Below are 21,935 nucleotides of genomic sequence, written 5' to 3' on the forward strand. Positions count from 1 at the left end.
AAGGTTAAAAGTGATTTAGGATTTGGGTTTAAGCTTCTGATTTCCAAAGGCATGGCTTTGCCTAAAGGCGGCCAGCGGATTATCTATTCCGCCTGCAAAGCGCAGATTTTTTTCCCTGTCGGCAAGGTCAATCATCTGCTGGTTGTTATTGAGCTGAATGCGGTTCAGGCAAGTGCGGACGAAGCTGTCTTTAAAGAGATCGTATCGTGCAAATTTGTCCGCCAACTGCGGATGCTGCGCTTGATAGTCGCGCACATTATCAGCCACAAGCGCCCAAAATTGCGCTTCGCTGACCTCGGTTTGCTTATCCAGAATTGGCGCTAAATAACGGAAAATACAGTCAAAAATATCGAGCAAGATATAGTTTAGCTTCATCTCTTCCTCAAGCTCGACCGCAAGGCGCTGCACTTCTTGCGGCAGAGGCTCGCTGCCGTTGAGGACTGCGACTTCTTCGCCGATATCCTTCATCAATATTTTGACCGGAATGCCGGCATCGAGCACTAAAATCAGGTTCTCGCCATGGGGCATAAACACCAGATCGTAGGCAAAGAAGGCGTGCAGTAATGGCGATAAGTAGAGGTTGAGATAGCGCTTGACCCACTCCTTGGTGCTTAAGCCCGAGTGCGCGATTAAGGCGGCAAGCAGGGCTTGCTCCTGATGATCGACGTGTAATAACGCCGCCATGGTCATCAGGGTTTGCTGCGGCTCAATGTGCGGCAGCGGACTCTCGCGCCACAGCGCCGACAGCATTTTCTTGTAGGCGCTATCTTGGGTGAGTGCCTCTTCGTAATACCTGTGGTGATAACCAATTGCGGCGATTTCCTTGAGGATCACAAAACCTTGCTTGGCAAAATAGCTGTCGCTTTCGATAAGTTTGGCCACCCAAGCGTTGATCTGCGGGGTGCAGCTCATATACAGCGGCGAAAGCCCACGCATAAAGCCCATGTTTAAGATAGAAAGCGCGGTTTTGACATAGCATTTTTGCGGCGCACTTAAGTTAAAGAAGGTGCGGATCGATTGTTGAACTTGATAGCAATCCTGGCTTTCGCCGAGATAAATGATGTCGCCACGGGCGATTTCGCCGGCAAAGGTGCGGGCAATTTTTTCGCGCCACTGCCAAGGATGAACGGGCATAAAATAAAAGCTATCGTCCGCTTGCCCCAGTGCGCTTAAGTGTTGTTGAAACTCGAAGAACTGTTCACCAAGCTCTTGTTTTAACAAGCTATCATGGTCCAATCCTTCGAGGGCGGAGAAGGTGGTTTTGTCCTTACGCACCGCAATCCACACTAGCCGAAGCGCGCTGGCACTCTCGGGGGCAAATTGGTAATAGTCCTGCATATCAAAACCAATGCGGCCATTGTTGGCGATAAACACCGGATGCCCCTCGGTCATGCCCGCCTCAATAGTTTGATAATCGGCATTGGCGAGTGTAGCGGCGGGGATAGCTTGATGGGCCAACTTGTAGGCCTTGCTGTAGAGGGTACTGGTGATTTCCTCAAGGTAAGTGGGCAGCAGGGTTTCACTCATGCCCAAGGCATCTTTCAGTTTGATAATCAAACTCATGGCATCGAGTGGCTTGTCTTGGCCCGCACTGCTGACTCGAATCGACCCGGTTTCTATCTCAAGGTGGTCGAGCTGATAATGGCGCGCGCTGAAGTAATAGGTGCAGTCCTTGAGCCTAAGTTCATAGTGATTGATACCTGCCGCTTGGCGATAAATTTGTGGGGTGATGATCTTCTCATGGGTAAATTCGCAGAGGATTTTCTTCACCAAATGGCGATTTGCCGCCTGCCAATATTCCGGCATTAAGTGGACGGGGACGTGCGTGTGGGCAGCTGCCTCCAGCGTGGGGAATTCGGCTTGAGTGAATGGCTTGAGTAATGCGCGGTTAGTGGCTAAGTTCATCGGTTTACCTGCAAAATGATAGGGTTAACTGCGGTTGCGTGGGGCGCATGAGTTGCTTGGGTTGCTTGAGTCGCTAGGGATGCAGTGCGCTGCATAAAAAGTGCGCTAGTCTTTTGCGCTAATTGGCGACTCTCGGCGCTACAAAAGCCGAGGAATGCGGCTTTGCTACGCAGTTGAATGGCTTTTTGGTAGCGGATCCCAATTTGGCTATTTAAGCGGTGGATCTTGTGATTTTGCTGATCCGGCTCGACCACCATTCGTTTAAAGGCGAGCTTGTCGAGAATAAGCTCGGCAATAGCCTGCATCACTTGGCCGGACAAGCCATGAACAGGCTTGCCCTCAAGCGGCGCGAGGATGAGGTGCATGCCGCAATCGAGCCGCTCCACGGCGTAATGCTCACCCACTTCATCGTGGGCGGGATCGTATAACTCCACCATAAACAGCGGCTTGGCTTGCCATTCACCTATCAGCGCGAGCTTGTGCTCGCTTGGCGCCATCGCCTGAGCAAGTGCATCGAGACTCATCCCCTGCATCCCCCAAAAGCGGGCATAGTCTTGATTAAACCAGCGCTGCAACATAGACAGCTGTTGCGGGAGATTGAGTGGTGTAAACACAAACTCATCAATCACAATGGGTTTTGAGAGTGAGACCGCACTGTGGCGACTCCATTGGCTGGCCATTACTGCGCCTCCTTGTTTGGCGCCATCAATACCGACACACTGCCGCCTGAAGGACTTATCCGCAGTGCTGCCTGTGGCTCACAATTACTATTTTGTGTAGGTTGCGCCGCCGAAGGTAGCGGCTTGCTTGGTATGGCTTTTGTTGCCGAATAGGTGCTCGTGGGTTGGTGTTGCCGCGCGCGGATCTTAGTTGGATCGAAGGTTTGGAAGGCGATACTGTCTTCAATCGGATAGGGCGCGTAACCTAAAACCGCTTGCAGAATCGTCGCATTGCGATAGCAGCCCATGCCCAAATCCGGTGAGCTGATGCCATGGGTATGCAGGCCCGCATTTTGGATAAAAATATCGCCTCTGACATCGATGCCATAATCCCGTTGAATGGCGAGTTGGCCGCGATCATCAAATTCAATTTGTGATTTAATACCTTGAATAAATTCGGGTAAACGATATTGATAGCCAGTGCCTAAGACGACGGCGCCCGTCTGTTGCTCGAGGGCATATTCCTGTTCGAGGTGGTTGAACTTGAGTGTCAGCGTGTCGCCCGAGGTCTCTATCTTATCGAGCGCCACGTTGGTCAGCAGTTGGCATTGGATATCGCTGACTAAACGTTTTTGGTAAAGCAGGTCATAAATATCGTTGATTAACTCGGCATTGATCCCCTTGTAGAGGGATTTTTGCTTCGCAATCAAGCGACTGCGCTTTTCTGGCGACAGTTCATGGAAGTAATCCACATAATCTGGCGAAGTCATTTCTAGGGTGAGTTTGGTGTATTCAAGCGGATAAAAGCGTGGCGAGCGGGTCATCCAATTTAATTGATAACCATAGGTATCAATATCTTGCAGAAGATCGTAAAAGATTTCCGCGGCGCTTTGACCACTGCCGATCACGGTAATGGCGTTTTGGCTCTGCAGGTAGGTTTTTTGCTGCATATAGCTAGCGCTATGCATCACACGGGGGTCATGTAGCGGGCAATTGTCTGGCACATAGGGCGTGGTGCCAGTGCCGAGCACCAGTTTGCGGCACAAATAGGTTTGGGGCTGGCTGCTGCGTCTATCCACACCCGTAACATGGTAGATACCTTCACCGGCGTTGTAATCGAGTTGGGTGACTTTAAAACCAAATCTCAAGTTGGAGAGTTGTTTGCTAACCCATTGACAATACTGGTTATACTCATTCCGTGGCAGGAAAAAGTTTTCGCGGATATAAAAGGGGTACAGCCTGCCAGTTCGCTTGGCAAAATTGAGGTAACTATAGCGACTGGTGGGATCGGCCATGGTCACTAAGTCGGACATAAACGGTGTTTGCAGCCGAGAAGCGCTGAGCAGCATGCCTGGATGCCAATCAAACTCGGTTTTGGCATCAAGAAACAAACAGCTAAAGCCATCGATAGGTTCACTCAGGGCGGCCAATCCGAGATTGAATGGACCTATGCCGATACCGAGTAGATCGAAAATCCTGCGATCGTTTTCCTTTTTTGGGGTAGTCACTTACGCCTCCTTAAGTTCCAGCTGCCAACCGAAACTGTGGTTGTCATCATCGGCTGATGGGCAAGTTGGAGTGGTTATCTCTATCTCAGCCGAGTGAGTCATTCCCTTATCTTGCGGATCAGGTGTGGTTCCATGTGTTGCGCATAAGCTGAGGATGAGTGCATCAGCGCAACGGCGAATAAATTAGCATTCGAAAAATTACAAATGCAAACCATTCTCATTTGCAGGTTGTCGGAGGTGTCGTACTTTCGACTGGGAAATAAAGGGCTTAAATACGGTTTGTCAGCGAGGTAGCTGCCGTAGCATAAAATGAGTAAAACATGTCCTTAAGAATATCTTTGAAGAAATACTCAAAGCAAAAACAGTGAATTACAGTTAAGTTAACGTCGGATTTATTTCGGGCTGCCAGCATTGCGGGACGCAGTCTTAAGCAACGAAAGTGTGAGTCAATCTTGAGTGTAAATCGACTGTAAATCCGAGTCTTTGACTGGGTTATTAGGCGGAATTTAGGGCAACGCGGGGAAGGAAGGCATAAAAGCCATTTGGGAAAATGGCTTTAAACGCGAAGATGAACCTAAGGTAATTGCACAAACGCGGCGGTTAACTTTCGAACTAAAGGTAATACCATCAGTAAGGTTGGGAAGGCCACTGCCCATGAAATCCCCCACGCACTCAGCCAAAGCTCAACAAATTGCGCCGATGCACCGACACCGTTGAAGGTACTGATCCCTGACACGATGCAGCTCATTAAAATCGAAAGAAAAAATGGCATCACAACCGTAGCGTATTTAGCGGGTAGCTTAGGCGTACCAAAAATCGTGCGGGGCTTGGGAGTCGGGACTGAGTTTACGCTAGACATTAAAACCTCAATAGGTGTCGCTTTTGCAAAAGCTGGTTAGGTCAGCAGATTAGGCGAAAGCATTTTTTGGCGAAAGACGTTAGGGATTGCGCCGTAGGCATTGAGCTTATCAAACTTTAGCACAATCGGTTCGCCATTTTAGGGGCAAAATCGCCTAAAAGCCATTTGCCCTTTTATTCATTGAGTGTCTGGCCATTGTTCTGGAAAGCCTGCGCTGAAAACGCGAGCACTGCGTGAATATTGAGTCCAGCCTTAATCTTGCCAGTTAGTCACCCATAATTCCCCAGTAACATTGACCCAATGACCACGGGAAATCGGAGAGGTGCCCAGTTCGTTATCGAAGGGAAGGGGGAGGCTCGATTGCAGTAAATACACAGTATCATCGGGCGTTTGGGTGATCTCAACGATTTGCCCGGATGCCTCAAAGTGACAATTATGTTTAGGGAATTGCAGACTCTGGCGGTGTTCAATGATGTCGGTCTGTAGGTTTGCCTTGGCTAAGCGGCCGAAGAGTTCAACCTTAACCCACTGATTCACTGGAAAACGTTGTTTAGCCTGTTGATCGCTACCCTGATAATAAAACCATACTGGTGCGCCATTATCACATTGGGCGGTGACTTCACCTTGAAAACCACAGCCCCAAGGCGTGACGTCGAGAATATAGATTTGATACTGCATAAAAAGTCCATTTACCATAACAAAACTGCCGAACTGCCGAACTGCCGAACTGCCGATGTTACCGGCGTTATATTAACATCTCTTTCGCTAAGACATGAGACTCAGCGCCCAATATAAGCCTTGGGTTTGACAGTTTTAAGATGCAGTTGGTTCTCTGCTCGACATGGTTTTGCCGTGGTACTTAATGCAATAAAAAAGGCCAAATCCGCAGATTTGGCCCTGAATGATTGTGTCACTCCGATGAGGCGATTAGGTTGCCGCTTTCATTACGCGGGTAAATTCGCCTAAGGTGGACAGCAGTTTTGCTTCATCCTGTTGATGAGCTTCGATAATTTTAACCACGGCCGAGCCAGAAATTGCCCCCGCGGCGCCCGCTTGAATGGCGGCGCTCACTTGAGCCGGCTCGGCAATCCCAAAGCCTAATAGCGGTGGCGGCGCATTAAATGCTTGCAGCTTAGCTAAAATTTCTTCAACGGGCGTTCCTGCCTTAGTGTCTGTGCCTGTTACACCGGCGCGGGACAATAGATAGGTATAGCCTTCGCCACTTTTGCTCACGTTTTCAAGGGTGTCGCTATCGGCATTGGGCGGTGCGATAAAAATCGGCGCGATACCGTGGGCCTTAGCGGCTTGGATAAAAGGCGCAGCTTCTTCCACTGGCACATCGGCGATAAGCACTGAGTCCACGCCCGCTTGCTGCGCTTTGGCATAAAAAGCATCGATGCCATTGGCGAATATGAGGTTCGCGTACAGTAATAACCCAATTGGCAGCTCTGGATATTTAGCGCGAATTTGCGCTAATAAGTTGAAGCACTGCGTTGGCGTTGTGCCTGCGGCGAGGGCTCTGAGGTTCGCGCCTTGGATAACAGGGCCGTCTGCCAGCGGATCGGAGAAGGGAAAGCCTAATTCCAGCGCATCGGCACCATTTTGCACTAAGGTGTCGATAATTTTCAGTGACAGCTCAGGACTAGGATCACCCAAAGTAACAAAGGGCACAAAAGCGCCGCGGCCTTCGGCTTTTAAACGGCTAAACGCTGCGTGATAACGGCCAGCTTGATGAGGGATAGTTTGATTTGAAATGCTGCTCATCTTAGTTATTCCTCTTTACCGTTTAAAATGTCTGACACAGTGAAAATATCCTTATCGCCTCGGCCCGAGAGGTTAACGACCAAAATGGTTTCTTTGGTGCACTCTTTCGCTAGGCGCAGGGCGTAAGCGAGGGCGTGGGCCGATTCGAGCGCGGGGATAATCCCTTCGCTGCGAGCCAATAATTGGAAGGCTTCTAGGGCTTCATCATCGGTGGCCGATTCGTAGCGCGCACGGCCTATCGCGTTCAAATGGGCGTGTTGTGGGCCGACGGATGGGAAGTCAAGGCCTGCCGAAATCGAATAGGACTCTTCGATTTGGCCTTCACTGTCCTGCATCAAGGGCGCCTTCATACCAAAGAAAATCCCGGTTTTGCCATGTTTGAGTGGCGCGCCGTGCATATGGGTATCGATGCCTTTACCGGCGGGTTCGACCCCAATCAGCTCGACACTGGTTTCATCAATAAAGTCGGCGAACATACCAATGGCATTAGAGCCACCGCCGACACAGGCGATCACCGCATCGGGCAGACGACCTTCGCGCTCCAGCATTTGCTTCTTGGTTTCTTCGCCGATCATACGTTGGAACTCACGCACTATGGTCGGGAAGGGATGTGGCCCTGCGGCTGTGCCTAATAGATAGTGGGCTTTTTCGTAGCTACCAGACCAGTCGCGCATCGCCTCGTTACAGGCATCTTTTAAGGTGGCCGAGCCTGAGGTGACAGGAATGACTTCTGCGCCCATCAAACGCATTCTAAATACGTTAGGTGATTGGCGGGCAACGTCTTTCGCGCCCATATACACTTTGCATTTTAATCCCAGCAGCGCACAGGCAAGGGCGGTGGCAACACCGTGCTGGCCAGCGCCGGTTTCGGCAATAATTTCCTTTTTCCCCATGCGTTTAGCCAGTAATGCTTGGCCTAATACTTGGTTGGTTTTATGGGCGCCGCCGTGGAGTAAATCTTCCCGCTTGAGGTAGATTTTTACCATAGGATTAGGGCTTAAATTGCGGGTTAGTGTCAGTGCCGTTGGGCGGCCCGCGTAGTTTTTAAGCAGGTCGGTAAACTCGGTTTGAAAGGATTCATCAGCCTGTGCTTCGACAAAGGCGTTTTCGAGTTGCTTGAGGGCGGGGACTAAAATCTGCGGCACATACATACCGCCGTATTCGCCGAAATAAGGGTTAAGCTTTAACTGTGACATACCTTGTTCCTTATCCTATTCATTTGTTTCGAGGGCTATATAGGTTAACACCATCGAGTTTCAATTCTTGCTAGCCTGTACTTTGCACAGGTTTTTATAAAAGTGGATCTAGAGTCGTAATTGACTAAATGCCGCTTGGATTTTCTCTGCCGACTTAATGCCGGGGGCTGTTTCTAGGCCAGAGTTAAAATCTAAACCGTAAAATCCTTGGGCATTGGCACGGGCAGCATTGTCAGCATTGAGGCCACCCGCGAGCATAGCCTCGGTTTTATGGGCAATAGGTAATTGCCAATCAAAGGCTTGCCCTGTACCACCAAAACCTGCGTCATTCTTGCTATCAAAGAGATAACGCTGCACCCCTCTTGGCATAGCAGCAAGTTCGCTGCTTTGAGCATCGACACTGACCGCCTTCCAGATTTGAGTGTTCAGTCCGGCCTGTTGCAGTAATTGGCTCAGCTCGGCAATTTCCAGCTCAGTTTCGCTGCCGTGCAGTTGCAGCGCGGCTAAGCCACATTCTTGAGCAATACTCGCCATGAACTCAGGCGTGCTATTCACGCATACGCCAACAAACTCAATGGCGGGCAAATTAGCGGCGCGGTATTGCTGTACTAATTGTTTGGCGGCATCTTTGGTGAGCGCGCGTGGCGATTTTTCAGCAAAAATCAGCCCTGCATACACGGCGCCGGCAGTGGCCGCCGCTTGAATATCTTCAAGGCGGGTGAGGCCGCAGACTTTATTGTGACCGAAGATCAATTTACGACAGGCTAAATCAATGTCTTCTTCGGCCATAATCGAGCTACCGACCAAGAAGCCATCGACTAACGGGCTTAAGCGGCGCACTTGCTCGTTAGTGTAAATGCCCGATTCGCTGATCACCACGCGATCGCTGCCGATGTGCGGCGCAAGGGCTTCTGTGGTGGCTAAATCGGTACTTAAATCTCGTAAGTTTCGGTTATTAATGCCAATAATTGGTGCATTTAAGACGATGGCGCGTTTCAGTTCTTCTTCATTGCTGACTTCGGTCAACACATCGAGTTGATACTTGGCCGCCTCGTTGGCAAGTTGCTGATATCGCTCATCATCGAGGACAGAAAGCATCAACAGAATCGCATCAGCGCCCTGATGAGCCGCTAATTTGATTTGATACTCGTCTACAAAAAAGTCTTTACACAGAATCGGTTGGCTCACTTTGGCCCGCACTTTCGGGATATAGTCCATGTCTCCTTGGAAAAATTGCTCATCGGTTAATACCGAAATCCCAGCAGCATAATGGGTATAAATAGAAGCGATGGCTTCGACATCAAAGTCTTTACGGATTAAGCCTTTGGATGGACTGGCTTTTTTGCACTCTAAAATATAACCCGCCTTCGGGGCTTTTAAGGCGGCAAACAGACTACGGTCCGAAATCTTAGGGGTTAAGCTGTCTTCAGGAAAGCGCAACTTAAGGGCGGCGATATGGGCGGCCTTTGTATCGACGATACGGGTTAAAACGTTGGCTTTTGCGGTGCTGGTTTGCATGCTACCCCTTACATCCTGCGATGCTTGATTATCTTCCGAGCGATGCGACTCGGGTTGTTGAACCTGTGCCATGGTCATTATTCCTGTGCTTCGCTGCTGACTTTAGCGAGTTGATTCAGTAATTCAAAGGCTTTACCGCTTTTTATGGTATTGAGCGCAAGGGCGGTGCCGGCTTTGACTGAGTCCGATAGGCCACACAGATATAAGGCACAACCCGCATTGATGGCAACCGCATGGGTGTGGGCATCGCTGCCTTGTCCTTGCAAAATAGATTGCGTGATTTGTGCGTTTTGTGCAGGCTCGCCCCCTTCAAGCTCACTAATGTGGGCTTGAGGCACACCAAAATCCGCTGGCGTTAATTGATATTCAATAATCTCACCGTCTTTGAGTTCGGCGACTTGGGTGCTGCCATGAAGTGCCACTTCATCTAAACCACTGCCGTGCACCACCATGGCTCTTTGCGTGCCAAGGGCTTGCAGTACGCGGGCGATGGGCGTCACCAGCTCTGGGCTATAGACCCCAAGCAACATAAATTCTGGGCGCGCTGGGTTAATCAATGGCCCTAACACATTGAATAAGGTGCGAGTTTTCAGCGCTTGGCGCACAGGCACCGCATGTTTGACACCGCCATGGTAGTGGGGCGCAAACAGGAAACACAGATTGAGTGATTCGAGGCAGCGGCTCGCCAGCTCGGGCGACATGGTTAAATCGATGCCAAATTGGGCGAGTAAATCTGAAGAACCCGATTTGCTCGAGACGGAGCGATTACCGTGTTTTGCAACCTTGGCGCCAGCGGCTGCGGCGACAAAGGCTGCTGTGGTGGAGATATTGATGGTATTAAAACCATCGCCACCGGTGCCGACGATATCGATAATTCCTTGGCTACGGCTTGAGGCTGGGTAGGGGAATGGCTTAGCCGCGGCGCGCATCGCATCGGCGGCGCCACTGATTTCGGCAATGGTTTCACCGCGAATTTTAAGCGCCATTAACATGCCCGCCATCACGGTTTCATTCATTTCACCTTGAATAAGGGTGCTAAAAAGGCTGGCGGTTTGCTCGCGCGTTAATGCCTGACCCTGAAACAAGATATCGATCAGGGGCTGAATCGATGTTGCGCTCATTATTGGGCTCCTGCGGTATTGTGGGCGATGTCTTGAGTCAAAAAGCGTAGGGTTTGGGTTAACAAGGTGCTGCCCAAGGTGGTTAAGATGGATTCTGGGTGAAATTGAAAACCTACCGCCCTGTGCTCGGCGTGCAAAATCGCCATTGGCATATCATCGGTAGTGGCAATCACTTCAAGACAATCAGGTACTTTTGTGGCGACTAAACTGTGATAACGGGCGACAGGTAAGGGCGAAGGCAAGTTAGCAAACACACCTGTACCATTATGGAAGGTGGGGCTGGCTTTACCGTGCACCACAAAAGGCGCACGCTCCACTTTACCGCCGTAATATTCCACCATAGCTTGATGACCCAGACAGATCCCAAGCATAGGCACTTTGCCCGCGACTTTGTCTATTAGCGCCATCATGGAGCCCGCTTCATGGGGCGCACCTGGGCCTGGCGATAAGACTAAGGCGCTAGGCTCGGTTTCCGCTAACAGCTTGTCGGCAATATAGTCGGCGGCAACATCGTTACGGTAGATCACCACTTCACAGCCAAGGCTTCTAAATTGGTCGACTAAGTTGTAGGTAAAGGAGTCGAAGTTATCGAGTAAATAGAGTTTCATCTTAGGCTCCTTATCTTGGTTGTTCAGTCGTCGTGGTTGCTGTTGCTTGATGGCTTTCATCCAAGCCTGCGCCCATCTTGATGGCAGAAATCACCGCCTGCGCCTTTTGGCGCGTTTCATCGGCTTCACTCTGGGGATCGGAATCAAAGACCACGCCAGCTCCTGCTTGGATATGGGCCACGCCGTTTTTCACAAAGGCGGAGCGGATAACGATACAAGTGTCCATATCACCAAGGGCATTGAGGTAACCCACTGCGCCACCATAGCTGCCTCGGCGGGTCTTTTCCGCCTGACGTACCAATTGCGAGGCGCGCACTTTCGGGGCGCCAACCAGAGTGCCCATATTCATGCAGGCTTGGTAGGCATGGAGTGCATCTAAGTCTTGGCGTAGTTGACCTGTGACGCGGCTGACTAAATGCATCACGTGGGAATAACGGTCGACTTTAAGTAACTCGGCCACTTTGCGACTGCCGCTTTGGCTGATACGGGCGATATCGTTACGGGCTAAATCGACCAACATTAAGTGCTCGGAGAGTTCTTTTTTATCCAAACGCAATTCGAGTTCGATACGGCTATCGAGGTCGAAATCAATCTCGCCGCTGGCGGTTTTGCCGCGCTTACGGGTGCCTGCAATCGGGTAGACTTCGACTTGATTGTTGCTGGCTTCATATTTCAGCGCGCTCTCGGGCGAGGCACCAAACAGGGTGAAGTCATGGCCCCTGAAATAAAACATATAGGGGCTGGGGTTGGTTAATCGCAGCGCGCGGTAAGCGCCTAAGGTATTGGGGCAGGGCAGGCTAAAGCTGCGTGAAGGCACCACTTGAAAGATGTCGCCGGCAATAATGTGTTCTTTTAAATCGATAACAGTTTGTTTGAAGTCTTCATCACTGACATTCACTTGCTCTGTTGCCGTTATGCCAACGAGGGCGGGCGCAGGTGTTGCACTCTTGGCTAAGGCTTCACATTGGGCGCGGATATTCTCTGCTCGCTCGGCTAAGGCTTGGGTCACCTTGGAATGTTGTTCAGTGCTTTCACTGAAGTTGTGGGTGATTAGCTCGGCGTGCTTTTGCTTGTGATCGATAAGAATTAAGGTTTCGGCGAGATAAAATAAATAATCAGGACAATCATTTGCACCATTTGGTGCTTCAGGCAGTGGCTCGACGGTATCAATCAAATCGTAGGCGAGCACGCCACCTAAAAATAAGTCTTCGAATGCTGGCTTGGATTGGCTGTCAGTATGAGCGCCGCAGTCGATATGCTTTACAAACAAGCGCAAACCATCGAGGGGCGAGGTGGATTTTAAGCGCGCATCTTCATCCTTAAGCTCAGTATCTTTTTGTAGCGTGACCACTAGGTTGTGGCCATCGCGTTGGCATCGAGTTTGGCTTGCGCGAGCAGTAAAAAATTGCTCGATGGGGGAGAGTAAACTGAGGCCATTGTCGCTCAGTGCGCTAAAGCGTAAACGATAACCATCGCAGCGGATCATCAGCGCCGCGTGGGTCATCACCATGCTCTTAAGATTTTCCTTGCTGTCGATTTCCGCCGATTCTAACAACATGGTATGGGGCGCATCTTGAGTGATGTGCTGGTACAGACGCAGTGGGTCGCTATGGTATGCCAGCGACGCCTTGAGCGTATGTGAACGTGCGAATGTCTGTTGAGACGAGGCAACATTTTCGCCATCAACTTGGTTAACCTGATTAAATGTCTTTAGGGTCATGCTTATCTCGCTTTTTATCCGTTTACCGCGTTGCAGACATTTTTCGCACCAACAAAAAAGCCCGCATTTCTGCGGGCTTTTTTGTTGATTCTGTTACTTTCAAATGAGCACAGAGCTTCACACCACCCGCTAAGTTGGGAAGTGCCACCACCAAATGATGTTGAAAGAAGCGTTAATCTGAGTCATTCAAAAGGGTCTCGATAATTTGTTAGTTGAGCTATAGAAAACATGAGCCTGAGGCGAAAGTCAATTGAATATTTTTCAAAATGATGGATTAACGTTGCTAAATCACTGTACCGAATGCCATTCCTGCTCGATAAAGTGTGAGATAAATGCACATTTCATCTTAAATTCACGTACAATAACGGCATGAATACTCAAAGCATATTGGCTGACTTGCACAGCCACACGACCGCATCCGACGGTCATCTCACGCCGTCCGAGCTGGTCGCCAGAGCCCTTGAAAAGGGCGTGCAGTTATTTGCGATTACCGATCACGATACGGTTGCAGGCTTAAGTGAAGCCCGCGCCTTCAATCAAGCGCAGGCCGAACCGTTAAAACTGATTTCTGGAGTTGAGATTTCAACCCGTTGGAATAGTTACGATATTCACATTGTGGCGCTCAACTTTGATGAGACCCATGCCGAGTTATTACGCTTTTTAGCACATCAGCGTGAGTTGCGTGAGCAGCGCGCCGAAGAAATCGGCCATCGCTTAGCTAAAGCGGGGATTGAAGGCGCCTATGAGGGCGCTAAAAAACTCGCTGCAGGAGCCGCCATAAGCCGTGGTCACTATGCACGCTGGCTTGCCGATAATGGCCATGCGGTGGATATGCCAAGTGTGTTCAAACGCTATTTAGCTCGCGGAAAAACCGGCTATGTGCCCAACAATTGGGGCGATATGGCCAGCGCAATTGAGGTGATCCACAACGCGGGCGGCCTCGCGGTATTGGCCCATCCTAGCGGTTATAAGCTGTCAGCCAAATGGTTAAAGCGTTTAGTGCGAGAATTTAAAGAAGCCGGCGGGGATGCCATGGAAGTGGTGCTCGGCCAACAAACGGTGGACGATAGGGCCAATTTAGTGGCGCTGAGTGTCCAAAATCAGTTGCTTGCATCGATAGGGAGTGATTTTCACTTTCCAAGCAATTGGATTGAACTAGGTAAAAATCTCTACCAGCCTCAAGGTATTGATTGGGTCTGGCAGTCGGGATCTTGGGTGGAACGACCATGAGTCAGTTTTTTTATGTACACGAAGTAAATCCACAGGTACGCCTGATCAGTCAAGCCGTGGCTGTGCTTAAGTCCGGCGGTGTGATTGTATATCCAACCGATTCGGGCTATGCCCTCGGTTGTATGATTGGCGAGAAAGACGCGATGACGCGCATTACCCGCATTCGTCAAATCGAGCATGACCATAATTTCTCGTTAATGTGCCGCGACCTATCTGAGCTTGCGACCTATGCCAAGGTGGATAATCAGGCCTACCGCATCTTAAAAAGCTGCACGCCTGGACCTTACACTTTCATCTTTAAGGCGAGCAAGGAAGTGCCCCGTCGTCTGCAAAATGACAAGAAGAAAACCATTGGTATCCGCGTGCCAGACAATGTAATTGCCTTGGCGCTGCTCGAGGCGTTAGATGCGCCGCTGATGTCGACCAGTTTGGTGATGCCTAATAGTGATTTTGCAGAATCGGATCCCGAGCACATTCGCGATCTGTTAGAGCATCAAGTGGATGTGATCCTGCACGGTGGCTACTTAGGCGAGAAACCGACCACAGTCATCGATATGTCGGAAGATGGTTTCGAAGTGCTGCGTGAAGGCGCGGGTGATGTTACCCCATTTCTCTAACACGCGATTTACCCTAAGAGATTGAGGCGATAAAACCATCATTTGACAGTGTTATCGCCGCTCAATTGCGGGTATAATCGCGCGTTTGGCGTAGGGGAGCTTGATTAGCGAGCTTAAGCCGCGCTCAGTACGGGGTCAAGTCAGTCATCTACAGCCGTTTAAAAACGATTGTTTTACATGGGGATAGCGGATGCAGGGCACGCAACAAAGTTTACCCTTAGCCGTTGTTCGCGGTCAGGCAATGACCGAAATGCCACAGGATTTGTTTATTCCACCTGAGGCGTTAGAAGTGTTTTTAGAGTCCTTCGAAGGGCCGCTCGACTTACTTTTATACCTGATCCGTAAGCAAAAATTAGATGTTGTCGATTTACCCATTTCGCAGATCACCGCGCAATATTTAGAATATATCGCGATGCTCACTCAGGCGCGTATCGAACTGGCCTCGGATTATTTGGTCATGGCGGCAACACTGGCTGAGATTAAATCCCGTCTGCTGCTGCCGCGTATGGTGGCGGAAGATGAAGTGGAGGAAGATCCACGGGCCCAGTTGATCCGTCAATTGAAGGCCTATGAGGTAATCAAAGAAGCCTCGCAAAAAATTGATGATTTACCTCGGCTTGAACGCGATGTGTTTCAAGCAACCGCGGCACCTTCACCGAATATCAAACCTTTGGTGATCCCGCCTGATGTATCGTTATTTGAAATCGCCCGTGCTTTTGGCGAAGTGCTTAAACGTATCGATGCCAACGAAGATCATCATGTTAAGCGTGAACAGTTATCGACCCGTGAGCGCATGAGCCAAATTTTAGCCATGCTTAATAGCGAGACGTTTACGCCCTTTGAGCGTTTATTCAGTGTCGAAGAAGGCCGCGCCGGTGTGGTGGTGACCTTTTTAGCGCTGATGGAATTGGTCAAAGAATTATTAGTGGAATTGTACCAAACAGAGCCGTTTTCAACTATTTACGTAAAGGCCTATTAATTGATGCAGATAAATCCAATTCAATTAAAACAGCTTATTGAAGCGAGTCTGTTTGTATTGGGGAAACCCTTGTCGGTGAAAATGTTGAAAGAAACCGTGTTGGCGGATTTCAGCGTTTCCAGAGACAAAATCAAAGCCGCATTGGAAGAGTTGCAGCAGGATTATCAGGAGCGGGGTGTTCAACTTGTGAAAGTGGCTGGGGGTTATCGCTTCCAGACCTTGGAAGTCCTGAGTCCTTTTTTGCAGCCCCTGTGGCAGGAAAAAGCACCTAAGTATTCGCGGGCAACATTAGAGACCTTGGCGGTGATCGCCTATCGTCAACCCGTGACCCGTGGCGATATTGAGCAGGTGCGTGGTGTGGCCATTAGTAGCCATATCATTAAAAGTTTGTCAGATAGACATTGGATTAAAGTCGTTGGCCACAAAGAAGTCCCGGGGAGACCCGCACTCTACGCCACGACCTTAGAATTTTTAGCCTATTTTGGCTTAGATACCCTAGCGGATTTACCTGCGCTTACGGATACTGAGTCATTGCAGGCGGTATTTTCAGGTTTGAAAGTAACGCCTGAACAGTCAGAAGAGCAAGATACTAATGAGTGAAAAATTGCAGAAAGTCTTGGCCCGTGCAGGCCATGGCTCCCGTCGTGAGATGGAGGCATGGATTGCTGCAGGCCGAGTTAGTATTGATGGCGTGATTGCCAATCTTGGCGACCGTATCGAAGCTGATGCGAAGGTTCGCATCGATGGTAGAGCCGTATCGCTTAAGTCCGCCGACGATGTGATTTGCCGCGTACTCGCCTATCACAAACCCGAAGGTGAGATTTGTAGCCGTAAAGACCCTGAAGGTCGTCCAACCGTATTTGACCGTTTGCCGAAAGTGCGTGATTCCCGTTGGGTTGCGGTAGGCCGTCTGGATATCAACACTTCAGGCTTATTACTGTTTACCTCAGATGGTGAACTTGCTAACCGCTTGATGCACCCGTCTAACGAAGTTGAACGTGAATACGCGGTACGTACCTTTGGCGAAGTGCCAGAGGCTGCGGTACAACGTCTGCGTACCGGCGTGATGTTAGAAGACGGTATGGCGCAGTTCGATGCCATTAAAGCTGCAGGCGGCGAGGGCATGAACCAATGGTGGCACGTATGTTTACGTGAAGGCCGTAACCGCGAAGTACGTCGTTTATGGGAATCCCAAGAGGTGCAAGTCAGCCGTCTTATCCGTGTGCGTTACGGTATGGTGGAATTGCCTAAATCGCTGCCTCGTGGAGGTTGGGTCGAATTGCCGATTGAGCAAGTAAACTACCTGCGCCAATTAGCGGGTCTTGAACCTGAAACTCGTACTATGCTGGCCGCCGATAAACACAGTGTGGCCCGTGCTCAGGTGAAGAGTGCAAAAATTCGCCGCGCCGTACGCAAGCATAAAGTAACAGCGACGCCTAAGGCTAAGCCAACACGTCAACGTAGTTAATATCATTCGAGTGATGTTAAGTCTCTTAGTAAAAAGGCCGCTTGCGGCCTTTTTTGCTTTCTGCGACTGATAAAAATAAAGGGAGCGTAGGGCTCCCTTTATTTTTATCTATTAGTACGTTAGATCTGTATTGCTTATTGAGCGTTAAATTGCTGACCGTTAATTTCGCTTGAATCTTGTCCCATTAAATAGAGGTAAGTTGGCATGATTTCTTCGGCCGTTTTTAAATCTAATGGATTTTCGGCTGGGTATGCTTTAGCACGCATTTCGGTGCGAGTCGCACCTGGGTTAATGCTATTAACGCGTACGGACGTGCCATCACATTCGTGGGCGAGCACTTGCATCATGCCTTCGGTGGCAAATTTAGAGAAGGCATAGGGACCCCAGTAGGCGCGGCCCTGACGACCAACACTGCTTGAGGTAAAGATAATCGAGGCACTGGGTGCTTGGCGCATAATAGGCAACAGGGCCTTGGTCAGCATGACCTGTGAGGTGACATTGACTTTAAGTACATCTTCGAGTGATGGAATATCGATGTGTTCAAACGGGCCTAAGGCACCGAGTAAACTGGCGTTGTGCAGCAAACCATCTAAATGACCAAACTGCTCGCCAATGGTTTCGGCCATATCGCGGTAGTTTTGTTCGGTCGCACCTTTTAAATCCAACGGCACGATCGCAGGAGTTGGGTAACCCGCCTGTTCGATAACGTCGTATACGGCTTCGAGTTTTTTGACGGTTTTACCGAGTAAAATCACGGTGGCACCGTGTTTGGCAAATTCAATGGCCGCCGCGCGACCGATACCTGCGCCAGCGCCTGTCACCAGTATGGTTTTACCTTTGAGTAAATCTTTTGCTGCTTGATATTCCAACATGAGCCTTTTATTCCTCTTGGCGAAAATGCCCGCCACTTCTAGAGTCGCCGAATTGCTAAACGCATGTTTCAAACAAATGAATGAAACTTTGTTATAAATAGCTAAAATGTTTGTGACAAACTTGTGGCTAACTCAATATTTTTACGTTAACTTGAAACGAGTTAGGGGCTAACATAAGCCCTATTAGTCATAGCTTTTGCGCTATTGTGACTAATTTCTTGGGGAAAACAAAACTATTACAACAAGATTTGGGGAAAAAAAATGAAAAGACTCATTTTGTGTGTTGCGATTGCATCAGCACTGGGCCTCACAGGATGTGGCGAGGACAGTTATAACGAACTCAAGGATAAGACAGAGCCGCTCATCCCTGAATCCCATATGGTGTTTGACCCCGCGAATGCTAAAGTGCCTTTGCCTAATGATTTGTTGTTTAGCGGCACTACAGACGGCACCTTATCAATCCCGGGGGAAAGTTCGGGGAACTATGTCGATCCGCAAATTGCCCTTGGTGCCTTAGATGGATGGTCAACTACATCTCCCATTTCAATCGATCTCGAACTCGCTAAAGATCACGATGGGACACAACTGACCTTGATGGCGGCATCGGTTGCCCAACCGGGCGCTGTGAGAATGTTTGAGGCCACAGTGGGTGGTCCATTGTCATCGGATCCTGAATGTACAGCTAAACCGTCAGTATCCGCCTGTAAAGTCGGCGATGAATTGCAATTTGGTGTCGATTTTGTGTCGATGGCATCGGGTAACAAAGTCGTTATTGTGCCACTCAAGCCGCTTAAAGCCGGCCAGTCTTATATTTATGCGACAACCAAGTTAATCCAAGATTCAGAGGGACGAGGCATTGCCCCTTCAACGACCTATGGTACGTTGAAGATGGATATCAACACCTTACCCCTAGAAACGCCTGATCAATTGATGCTGCAAACCTTGATCAACAGTTATGAAAAGGGCATGGCTGCGGCACATAATGTCGATACCTCAACCATTACCTATTCAGGCTTGTTTACCACTCAATCGGTAGCAAACGTCTATGAAACCACAAAACTCTTGATGGCACAGGGCGCGCCTTATGCCCCAAGTTTTGCGCAAATGCCCACCCCTGCGGGTTACACTGTGGCGCAGGCTGCTGGTTTAACTCCAGCAGATGGTGCGGCGTATGTGGTGTCGAATCTAGCCGATGTTTATACCGCTAAGATTAAATTGCCGATTTACGGTGACTGTTCTTCGGTCAGCTGCTTGTCATCCGCAGGTCAGCCGCTAATCAATGGCCGCTGGAAAGCCCAAGGTGATAGTCCTGTTTCGGTATTATTAGCGCTGCAAGCGGGTACCTTAAGTCAAACCAACTTTGGTATGCAGGCAGTAGCAAATGGAATTGCAAATCCTGCCGATGCCCTAGCGAATCCTTCTTTGATGGCGGGTAAAACCTGGTTGTTAGATGATGGAACCGCAGCGGATAAAACCAAGCATTTAACCAAATTTAACCCCATCCCTGCGATTAAAGGTTATGAAACGGTACCTGTACTGATTTCTATGCCAAATGCAACTAAACTCGCGGCCTTCTATCAGCAACAAGGGTTAACCTTTACCCCACCGACTGCTGGCTGGCCAACGACGATTGCGCTGCATGGTTTAGGCGGCGGTAAGGAAATGTCATTAGCCTATGCGGGCAGTTATGCCGCGATGGGCGTGGCAACGGTGGCCATTGATATGCCTTTACATGGTGCTCGCTCGTTTGACGCCAATGGCGATGGGATTTACGAAGTATCGGCAACCGATCCTTCCTTCGGTAACGTGATTGGTACACCCGATGCCTTTAAAAGTGGTAATCCACTCGTCTTCGTGAATATCTCAAGTACGCTGTCTGTGCGGGATAACTTCCGTCAGGCCACCATGGATCACCTTGGCGTGCGTTTAGCCTTAACAGGTTTAGCGCAGGGGCTTGCACAGGCGGGTCAACCACAGGTATTCGATATTTCCAAGATTAGCGCGCAGGGCTTAAGTTTAGGTGCGATTGTCGGTACCGACTTTGCGACTTATGCCAGCACGGGCATGAAAAATCCAAGCACGGGCGAAGCGCTACCTAACCCTTATGCCATCAATGCGGTCTCTCTGGCGGCACCAGCGGGTGGTTTAGCGGGCGCGTTTGCCGGTTCTGCGACCTTTGGCCCAGTGCTGTTTAGCAATGTGACTGCCTCATCGACGTTCCAAGCATTAGTGGATAAAGCCAATACTGCGGGATACGAGCCAGGCAGCCCAGAATATGCGGCATTAGTACAAGGGGTTTACGCGCAGTTTATTCCAACCTTTGCCTTTGCGGTGCAAACGGCGGTGGATTCAGCGGATCCGGTTAACCATGCAGGTATGTTAAAAGCAACGGGATTACCCGTGCACTTAATCGAAATCGCGGGTGATGGTAACGGCAACTTACCTGACCAAGTGTTACCAAATCGCGTCGATAACTTCCCACTCTCAGGCACTGAGCCGTTGATCTCGGCAATCGGTCTGCCTTGTGTGGATGCAACCACCAAAGGTCCTGGTGCGGTGCGTTTTGCTAAGGGTCACCATAGCTCAATTGTTGACCCAAGTGAGAAGAGTTCAACGGATGGTATGGCTGCCGCAGCGACGGTTGAGATGCAGACGCAAGTGGCGACCTATGCATCTACTGCAGGTAAAGGTGAAGCGACGATTTTTGTCACCGATCCAAGCGTGATTGCGACCTGTTCTAACTAGTCGCGTGTAAAATCCTAAAAACCCAGCCTTTGCTGGGTTTTTTTATGGCGCTTTAGGCTGTTAGAATAGCGCGCACTAAACCGGATCACCTTAGGCCCCAACGGAGAGTACTTTGGAATTTCTATACGAATATGGCATGTTTTTAGCGAAAGCCGTGACAATTGTGGTTGCGCTTGTTGCTGTGATTATTGTGGTGCTCGCGTCCACGGTGAAGCACAAATCGGATAAAGGTGAACTGAGGATCACCAATCTTTCAGAAGAACTGGAAGAGCTTAAACACAGCTTGAAGGAAGAACTGCTGTCGAAGAAGCAGTTTAAAGCCTACGAAAAACAGCTGAAAGCGGACGAAAAGGCGAAGGAAAAAGCGGCCGAAGAAGACAACAAAGGCAAAGTTTTTGTTATTGATTTTAAAGGCAGTATTGATGCCGCCGAAGTGGCTTCTTTGCGGGAAGAAATCAGCGCGATTTTAACCATCGCCGAAAAGGGCGACGAAGTGGTGGTGAATGTCGAAAGTGGCGGTGGCATGGTGCATGGCTACGGTCTGGCCTCTAGCCAGCTTGACCGCCTGCGTCAGGCCGAAATCCCATTAACGATTTGCGTGGATAAGGTCGCTGCCAGCGGTGGTTATATGATGGCCTGTGTGGCAAACAAAGTGTATGCCGCGCCATTCGCTATCGTAGGTTCAATCGGTGTCGTTGCCCAGTTGCCTAACTTCAACCGTTTATTGAAGAAACATGAAATTGACTACGAGCAACACACTGCCGGTGATTTTAAGCGCACCTTAACCGTGTTTGGCGAAAATACTGACGAAGGCAGACAGAAGTTCCAACAGGAGTTGGAAGAAACCCACGTGTTGTTTAAAGCTTTCGTGGGCAAGTATCGTCCTCAGCTCGATTTGGCTAAGGTGGCCACAGGCGAACATTGGTACGGTCAACAGGCGATTGAATTAGGTCTTATCGATGCGATTTCAACCAGTGACGATGTGTTAATGCAGTTAGCTGGCGAACGTACTGTGTACAAGTTGCGCTACCAAGTCCGTAAGAAACTGGCAGATAAAATCGCCCATGGTGCGTCTTTATCGGTAAATGCGATTTTCAATCGATTAGTTGAGAAAAATCGTCCCATGTAAGCCGACGAGTTAACTCAATCCTGATGATACGCCTGCG

General features: G+C 49.7%; 19 protein-coding genes and 1 other annotated feature. Of the genes, 7 read left to right on the forward strand and 12 right to left on the reverse strand.

What is annotated here, in order from left to right:
* Positions 1-15 precede the first annotated feature (15 nt).
* The 11 genes from pubC to L2713_RS17820 form a co-directional block, all read right to left on the reverse strand.
* Positions 16-1,905, reverse strand: coding sequence for a putrebactin synthase (pubC, locus tag L2713_RS17770; RefSeq protein WP_248968797.1), 1,890 nt, complete (start codon positions 1,903-1,905; stop codon positions 16-18).
* Complete coding sequence (locus L2713_RS17775) at positions 1,902-2,585, reverse strand: GNAT family N-acetyltransferase (protein ID WP_248968799.1); 684 nt, start codon at positions 2,583-2,585, stop codon at positions 1,902-1,904. Before L2713_RS17775 ends, pubC begins: the two co-directional genes overlap by 4 nt.
* Positions 2,585-4,072, reverse strand: coding sequence for a lysine N(6)-hydroxylase/L-ornithine N(5)-oxygenase family protein (locus L2713_RS17780; protein WP_248968800.1), 1,488 nt, complete (start codon positions 4,070-4,072; stop codon positions 2,585-2,587). Before L2713_RS17780 ends, L2713_RS17775 begins: the two co-directional genes overlap by 1 nt.
* Positions 4,073-4,646: 574 nt before the next feature.
* A complete protein-coding gene (locus L2713_RS17785; RefSeq protein WP_011625817.1) occupies positions 4,647-4,931 on the reverse strand; it encodes a DUF2798 domain-containing protein in 285 nt (94 codons plus the stop codon).
* Positions 4,932-5,183: 252 nt separating this feature from the next.
* Complete coding sequence (locus L2713_RS17790; protein WP_248968802.1) at positions 5,184-5,609, reverse strand: glycerate kinase; 426 nt, start codon at positions 5,607-5,609, stop codon at positions 5,184-5,186.
* A 249-nt stretch (positions 5,610-5,858) separates the two neighbouring features.
* Complete coding sequence (trpA, locus tag L2713_RS17795) at positions 5,859-6,695, reverse strand: tryptophan synthase subunit alpha (RefSeq protein ID WP_248968803.1); 837 nt, start codon at positions 6,693-6,695, stop codon at positions 5,859-5,861.
* A 5-nt stretch (positions 6,696-6,700) separates the two neighbouring features.
* Complete coding sequence (gene trpB, locus L2713_RS17800; protein WP_248968804.1) at positions 6,701-7,891, reverse strand: tryptophan synthase subunit beta; 1,191 nt, start codon at positions 7,889-7,891, stop codon at positions 6,701-6,703.
* Positions 7,892-7,999: 108 nt separating this feature from the next.
* Positions 8,000-9,409 (reverse strand): bifunctional indole-3-glycerol-phosphate synthase TrpC/phosphoribosylanthranilate isomerase TrpF, encoded by a 1,410-nt coding sequence (gene trpCF, locus L2713_RS17805; protein WP_248968850.1) that lies wholly within the window; start codon positions 9,407-9,409, stop codon positions 8,000-8,002.
* A gap of 77 nt (positions 9,410-9,486) precedes the next feature.
* Complete coding sequence (trpD, locus tag L2713_RS17810; RefSeq protein ID WP_248968805.1) at positions 9,487-10,530, reverse strand: anthranilate phosphoribosyltransferase; 1,044 nt, start codon at positions 10,528-10,530, stop codon at positions 9,487-9,489.
* Positions 10,530-11,138: an aminodeoxychorismate/anthranilate synthase component II gene (locus L2713_RS17815; RefSeq protein WP_109287442.1), complete on the reverse strand. Its 609-nt coding sequence runs from the start codon at positions 11,136-11,138 to the stop codon at positions 10,530-10,532. Before L2713_RS17815 ends, trpD begins: the two co-directional genes overlap by 1 nt.
* 10 nt (positions 11,139-11,148) lie before the next feature.
* A complete protein-coding gene (locus L2713_RS17820) occupies positions 11,149-12,858 on the reverse strand; it encodes an anthranilate synthase component 1 (RefSeq protein WP_248968807.1) in 1,710 nt (569 codons plus the stop codon).
* A gap of 51 nt (positions 12,859-12,909) precedes the next feature.
* Positions 12,910-13,017: a sequence feature (Trp leader region), on the reverse strand.
* A gap of 210 nt (positions 13,018-13,227) precedes the next feature.
* Between L2713_RS17820 and rnm the strand changes: the two genes are divergently transcribed.
* From rnm to rluB, 5 genes are all read left to right on the forward strand, one after another.
* Entirely contained in the window at positions 13,228-14,088 is an 861-nt protein-coding gene (rnm, locus tag L2713_RS17825; RefSeq protein WP_248968808.1) for an RNase RNM, read from the forward strand.
* Positions 14,085-14,705, forward strand: coding sequence for an L-threonylcarbamoyladenylate synthase (locus tag L2713_RS17830; protein WP_086904495.1), 621 nt, complete (start codon positions 14,085-14,087; stop codon positions 14,703-14,705). Before rnm ends, L2713_RS17830 begins: the two co-directional genes overlap by 4 nt.
* A 190-nt stretch (positions 14,706-14,895) precedes the next feature.
* Positions 14,896-15,684 (forward strand): segregation and condensation protein A, encoded by a 789-nt coding sequence (locus L2713_RS17835; protein ID WP_011622247.1) that lies wholly within the window; start codon positions 14,896-14,898, stop codon positions 15,682-15,684.
* Between the two features lie 3 nt (positions 15,685-15,687).
* Complete coding sequence (gene scpB, locus L2713_RS17840) at positions 15,688-16,284, forward strand: SMC-Scp complex subunit ScpB (protein ID WP_011622248.1); 597 nt, start codon at positions 15,688-15,690, stop codon at positions 16,282-16,284.
* The gene (gene rluB / locus L2713_RS17845) at positions 16,277-17,152 is read left to right on the forward strand and encodes a 23S rRNA pseudouridine(2605) synthase RluB (protein ID WP_011716577.1); all 876 of its coding nucleotides are present in this window, start codon (positions 16,277-16,279) and stop codon (positions 17,150-17,152) included. Before scpB ends, rluB begins: the two co-directional genes overlap by 8 nt.
* Positions 17,153-17,286: 134 nt before the next feature.
* Here the strand turns inward: rluB and L2713_RS17850 are convergent, their stop codons facing one another.
* Complete coding sequence (locus tag L2713_RS17850) at positions 17,287-18,024, reverse strand: YciK family oxidoreductase (protein ID WP_011625827.1); 738 nt, start codon at positions 18,022-18,024, stop codon at positions 17,287-17,289.
* 261 nt (positions 18,025-18,285) lie between these two features.
* Here L2713_RS17850 and L2713_RS17855 point away from each other — a divergent pair, with 261 nt between their 5' ends.
* A complete protein-coding gene (locus tag L2713_RS17855; protein ID WP_248968809.1) occupies positions 18,286-20,769 on the forward strand; it encodes a VolA/Pla-1 family phospholipase in 2,484 nt (827 codons plus the stop codon).
* Positions 20,770-20,881: 112 nt separating this feature from the next.
* Entirely contained in the window at positions 20,882-21,898 is a 1,017-nt protein-coding gene (gene sohB, locus L2713_RS17860) for a protease SohB (protein ID WP_248968810.1), read from the forward strand.
* The last annotated feature ends 37 nt before the right edge of the window (positions 21,899-21,935 follow it).

Origin of the sequence: Shewanella seohaensis, from assembly GCF_023283775.1 — a bacterium.
GTDB classification, from domain to species: domain Bacteria; phylum Pseudomonadota; class Gammaproteobacteria; order Enterobacterales; family Shewanellaceae; genus Shewanella; species Shewanella seohaensis.

Excerpts from the sequence above, each read along its gene's own strand:
- L2713_RS17855 (WP_248968809.1), top strand. The coding sequence starts at position 18,286 with ATGAAAAGACTCATTTTGTGTGTTGCGATTGCATCAGCACTGGGCCTC.
- trpD (WP_248968805.1), bottom strand. The coding sequence starts at position 10,530 with ATGAGCGCAACATCGATTCAGCCCCTGATCGATATCTTGTTTCAGGGT.
- L2713_RS17830 (WP_086904495.1), top strand. The coding sequence starts at position 14,085 with ATGAGTCAGTTTTTTTATGTACACGAAGTAAATCCACAGGTACGCCTG.
- L2713_RS17815 (WP_109287442.1), bottom strand. The coding sequence starts at position 11,138 with ATGAAACTCTATTTACTCGATAACTTCGACTCCTTTACCTACAACTTA.
- trpA (WP_248968803.1), bottom strand. The coding sequence starts at position 6,695 with ATGAGCAGCATTTCAAATCAAACTATCCCTCATCAAGCTGGCCGTTAT.
- L2713_RS17850 (WP_011625827.1), bottom strand. The coding sequence starts at position 18,024 with ATGTTGGAATATCAAGCAGCAAAAGATTTACTCAAAGGTAAAACCATA.
- L2713_RS17835 (WP_011622247.1), top strand. The coding sequence starts at position 14,896 with ATGCAGGGCACGCAACAAAGTTTACCCTTAGCCGTTGTTCGCGGTCAG.
- rnm (WP_248968808.1), top strand. The coding sequence starts at position 13,228 with ATGAATACTCAAAGCATATTGGCTGACTTGCACAGCCACACGACCGCA.
- rluB (WP_011716577.1), top strand. The coding sequence starts at position 16,277 with ATGAGTGAAAAATTGCAGAAAGTCTTGGCCCGTGCAGGCCATGGCTCC.
- trpCF (WP_248968850.1), bottom strand. The coding sequence starts at position 9,409 with ATGCAAACCAGCACCGCAAAAGCCAACGTTTTAACCCGTATCGTCGAT.
- trpB (WP_248968804.1), bottom strand. The coding sequence starts at position 7,891 with ATGTCACAGTTAAAGCTTAACCCTTATTTCGGCGAATACGGCGGTATG.
- L2713_RS17775 (WP_248968799.1), bottom strand. The coding sequence starts at position 2,585 with ATGGCCAGCCAATGGAGTCGCCACAGTGCGGTCTCACTCTCAAAACCC.
- pubC (WP_248968797.1), bottom strand. The coding sequence starts at position 1,905 with ATGAACTTAGCCACTAACCGCGCATTACTCAAGCCATTCACTCAAGCC.
- L2713_RS17785 (WP_011625817.1), bottom strand. The coding sequence starts at position 4,931 with ATGTCTAGCGTAAACTCAGTCCCGACTCCCAAGCCCCGCACGATTTTT.
- L2713_RS17790 (WP_248968802.1), bottom strand. The coding sequence starts at position 5,609 with ATGCAGTATCAAATCTATATTCTCGACGTCACGCCTTGGGGCTGTGGT.
- scpB (WP_011622248.1), top strand. The coding sequence starts at position 15,688 with ATGCAGATAAATCCAATTCAATTAAAACAGCTTATTGAAGCGAGTCTG.
- L2713_RS17820 (WP_248968807.1), bottom strand. The coding sequence starts at position 12,858 with ATGACCCTAAAGACATTTAATCAGGTTAACCAAGTTGATGGCGAAAAT.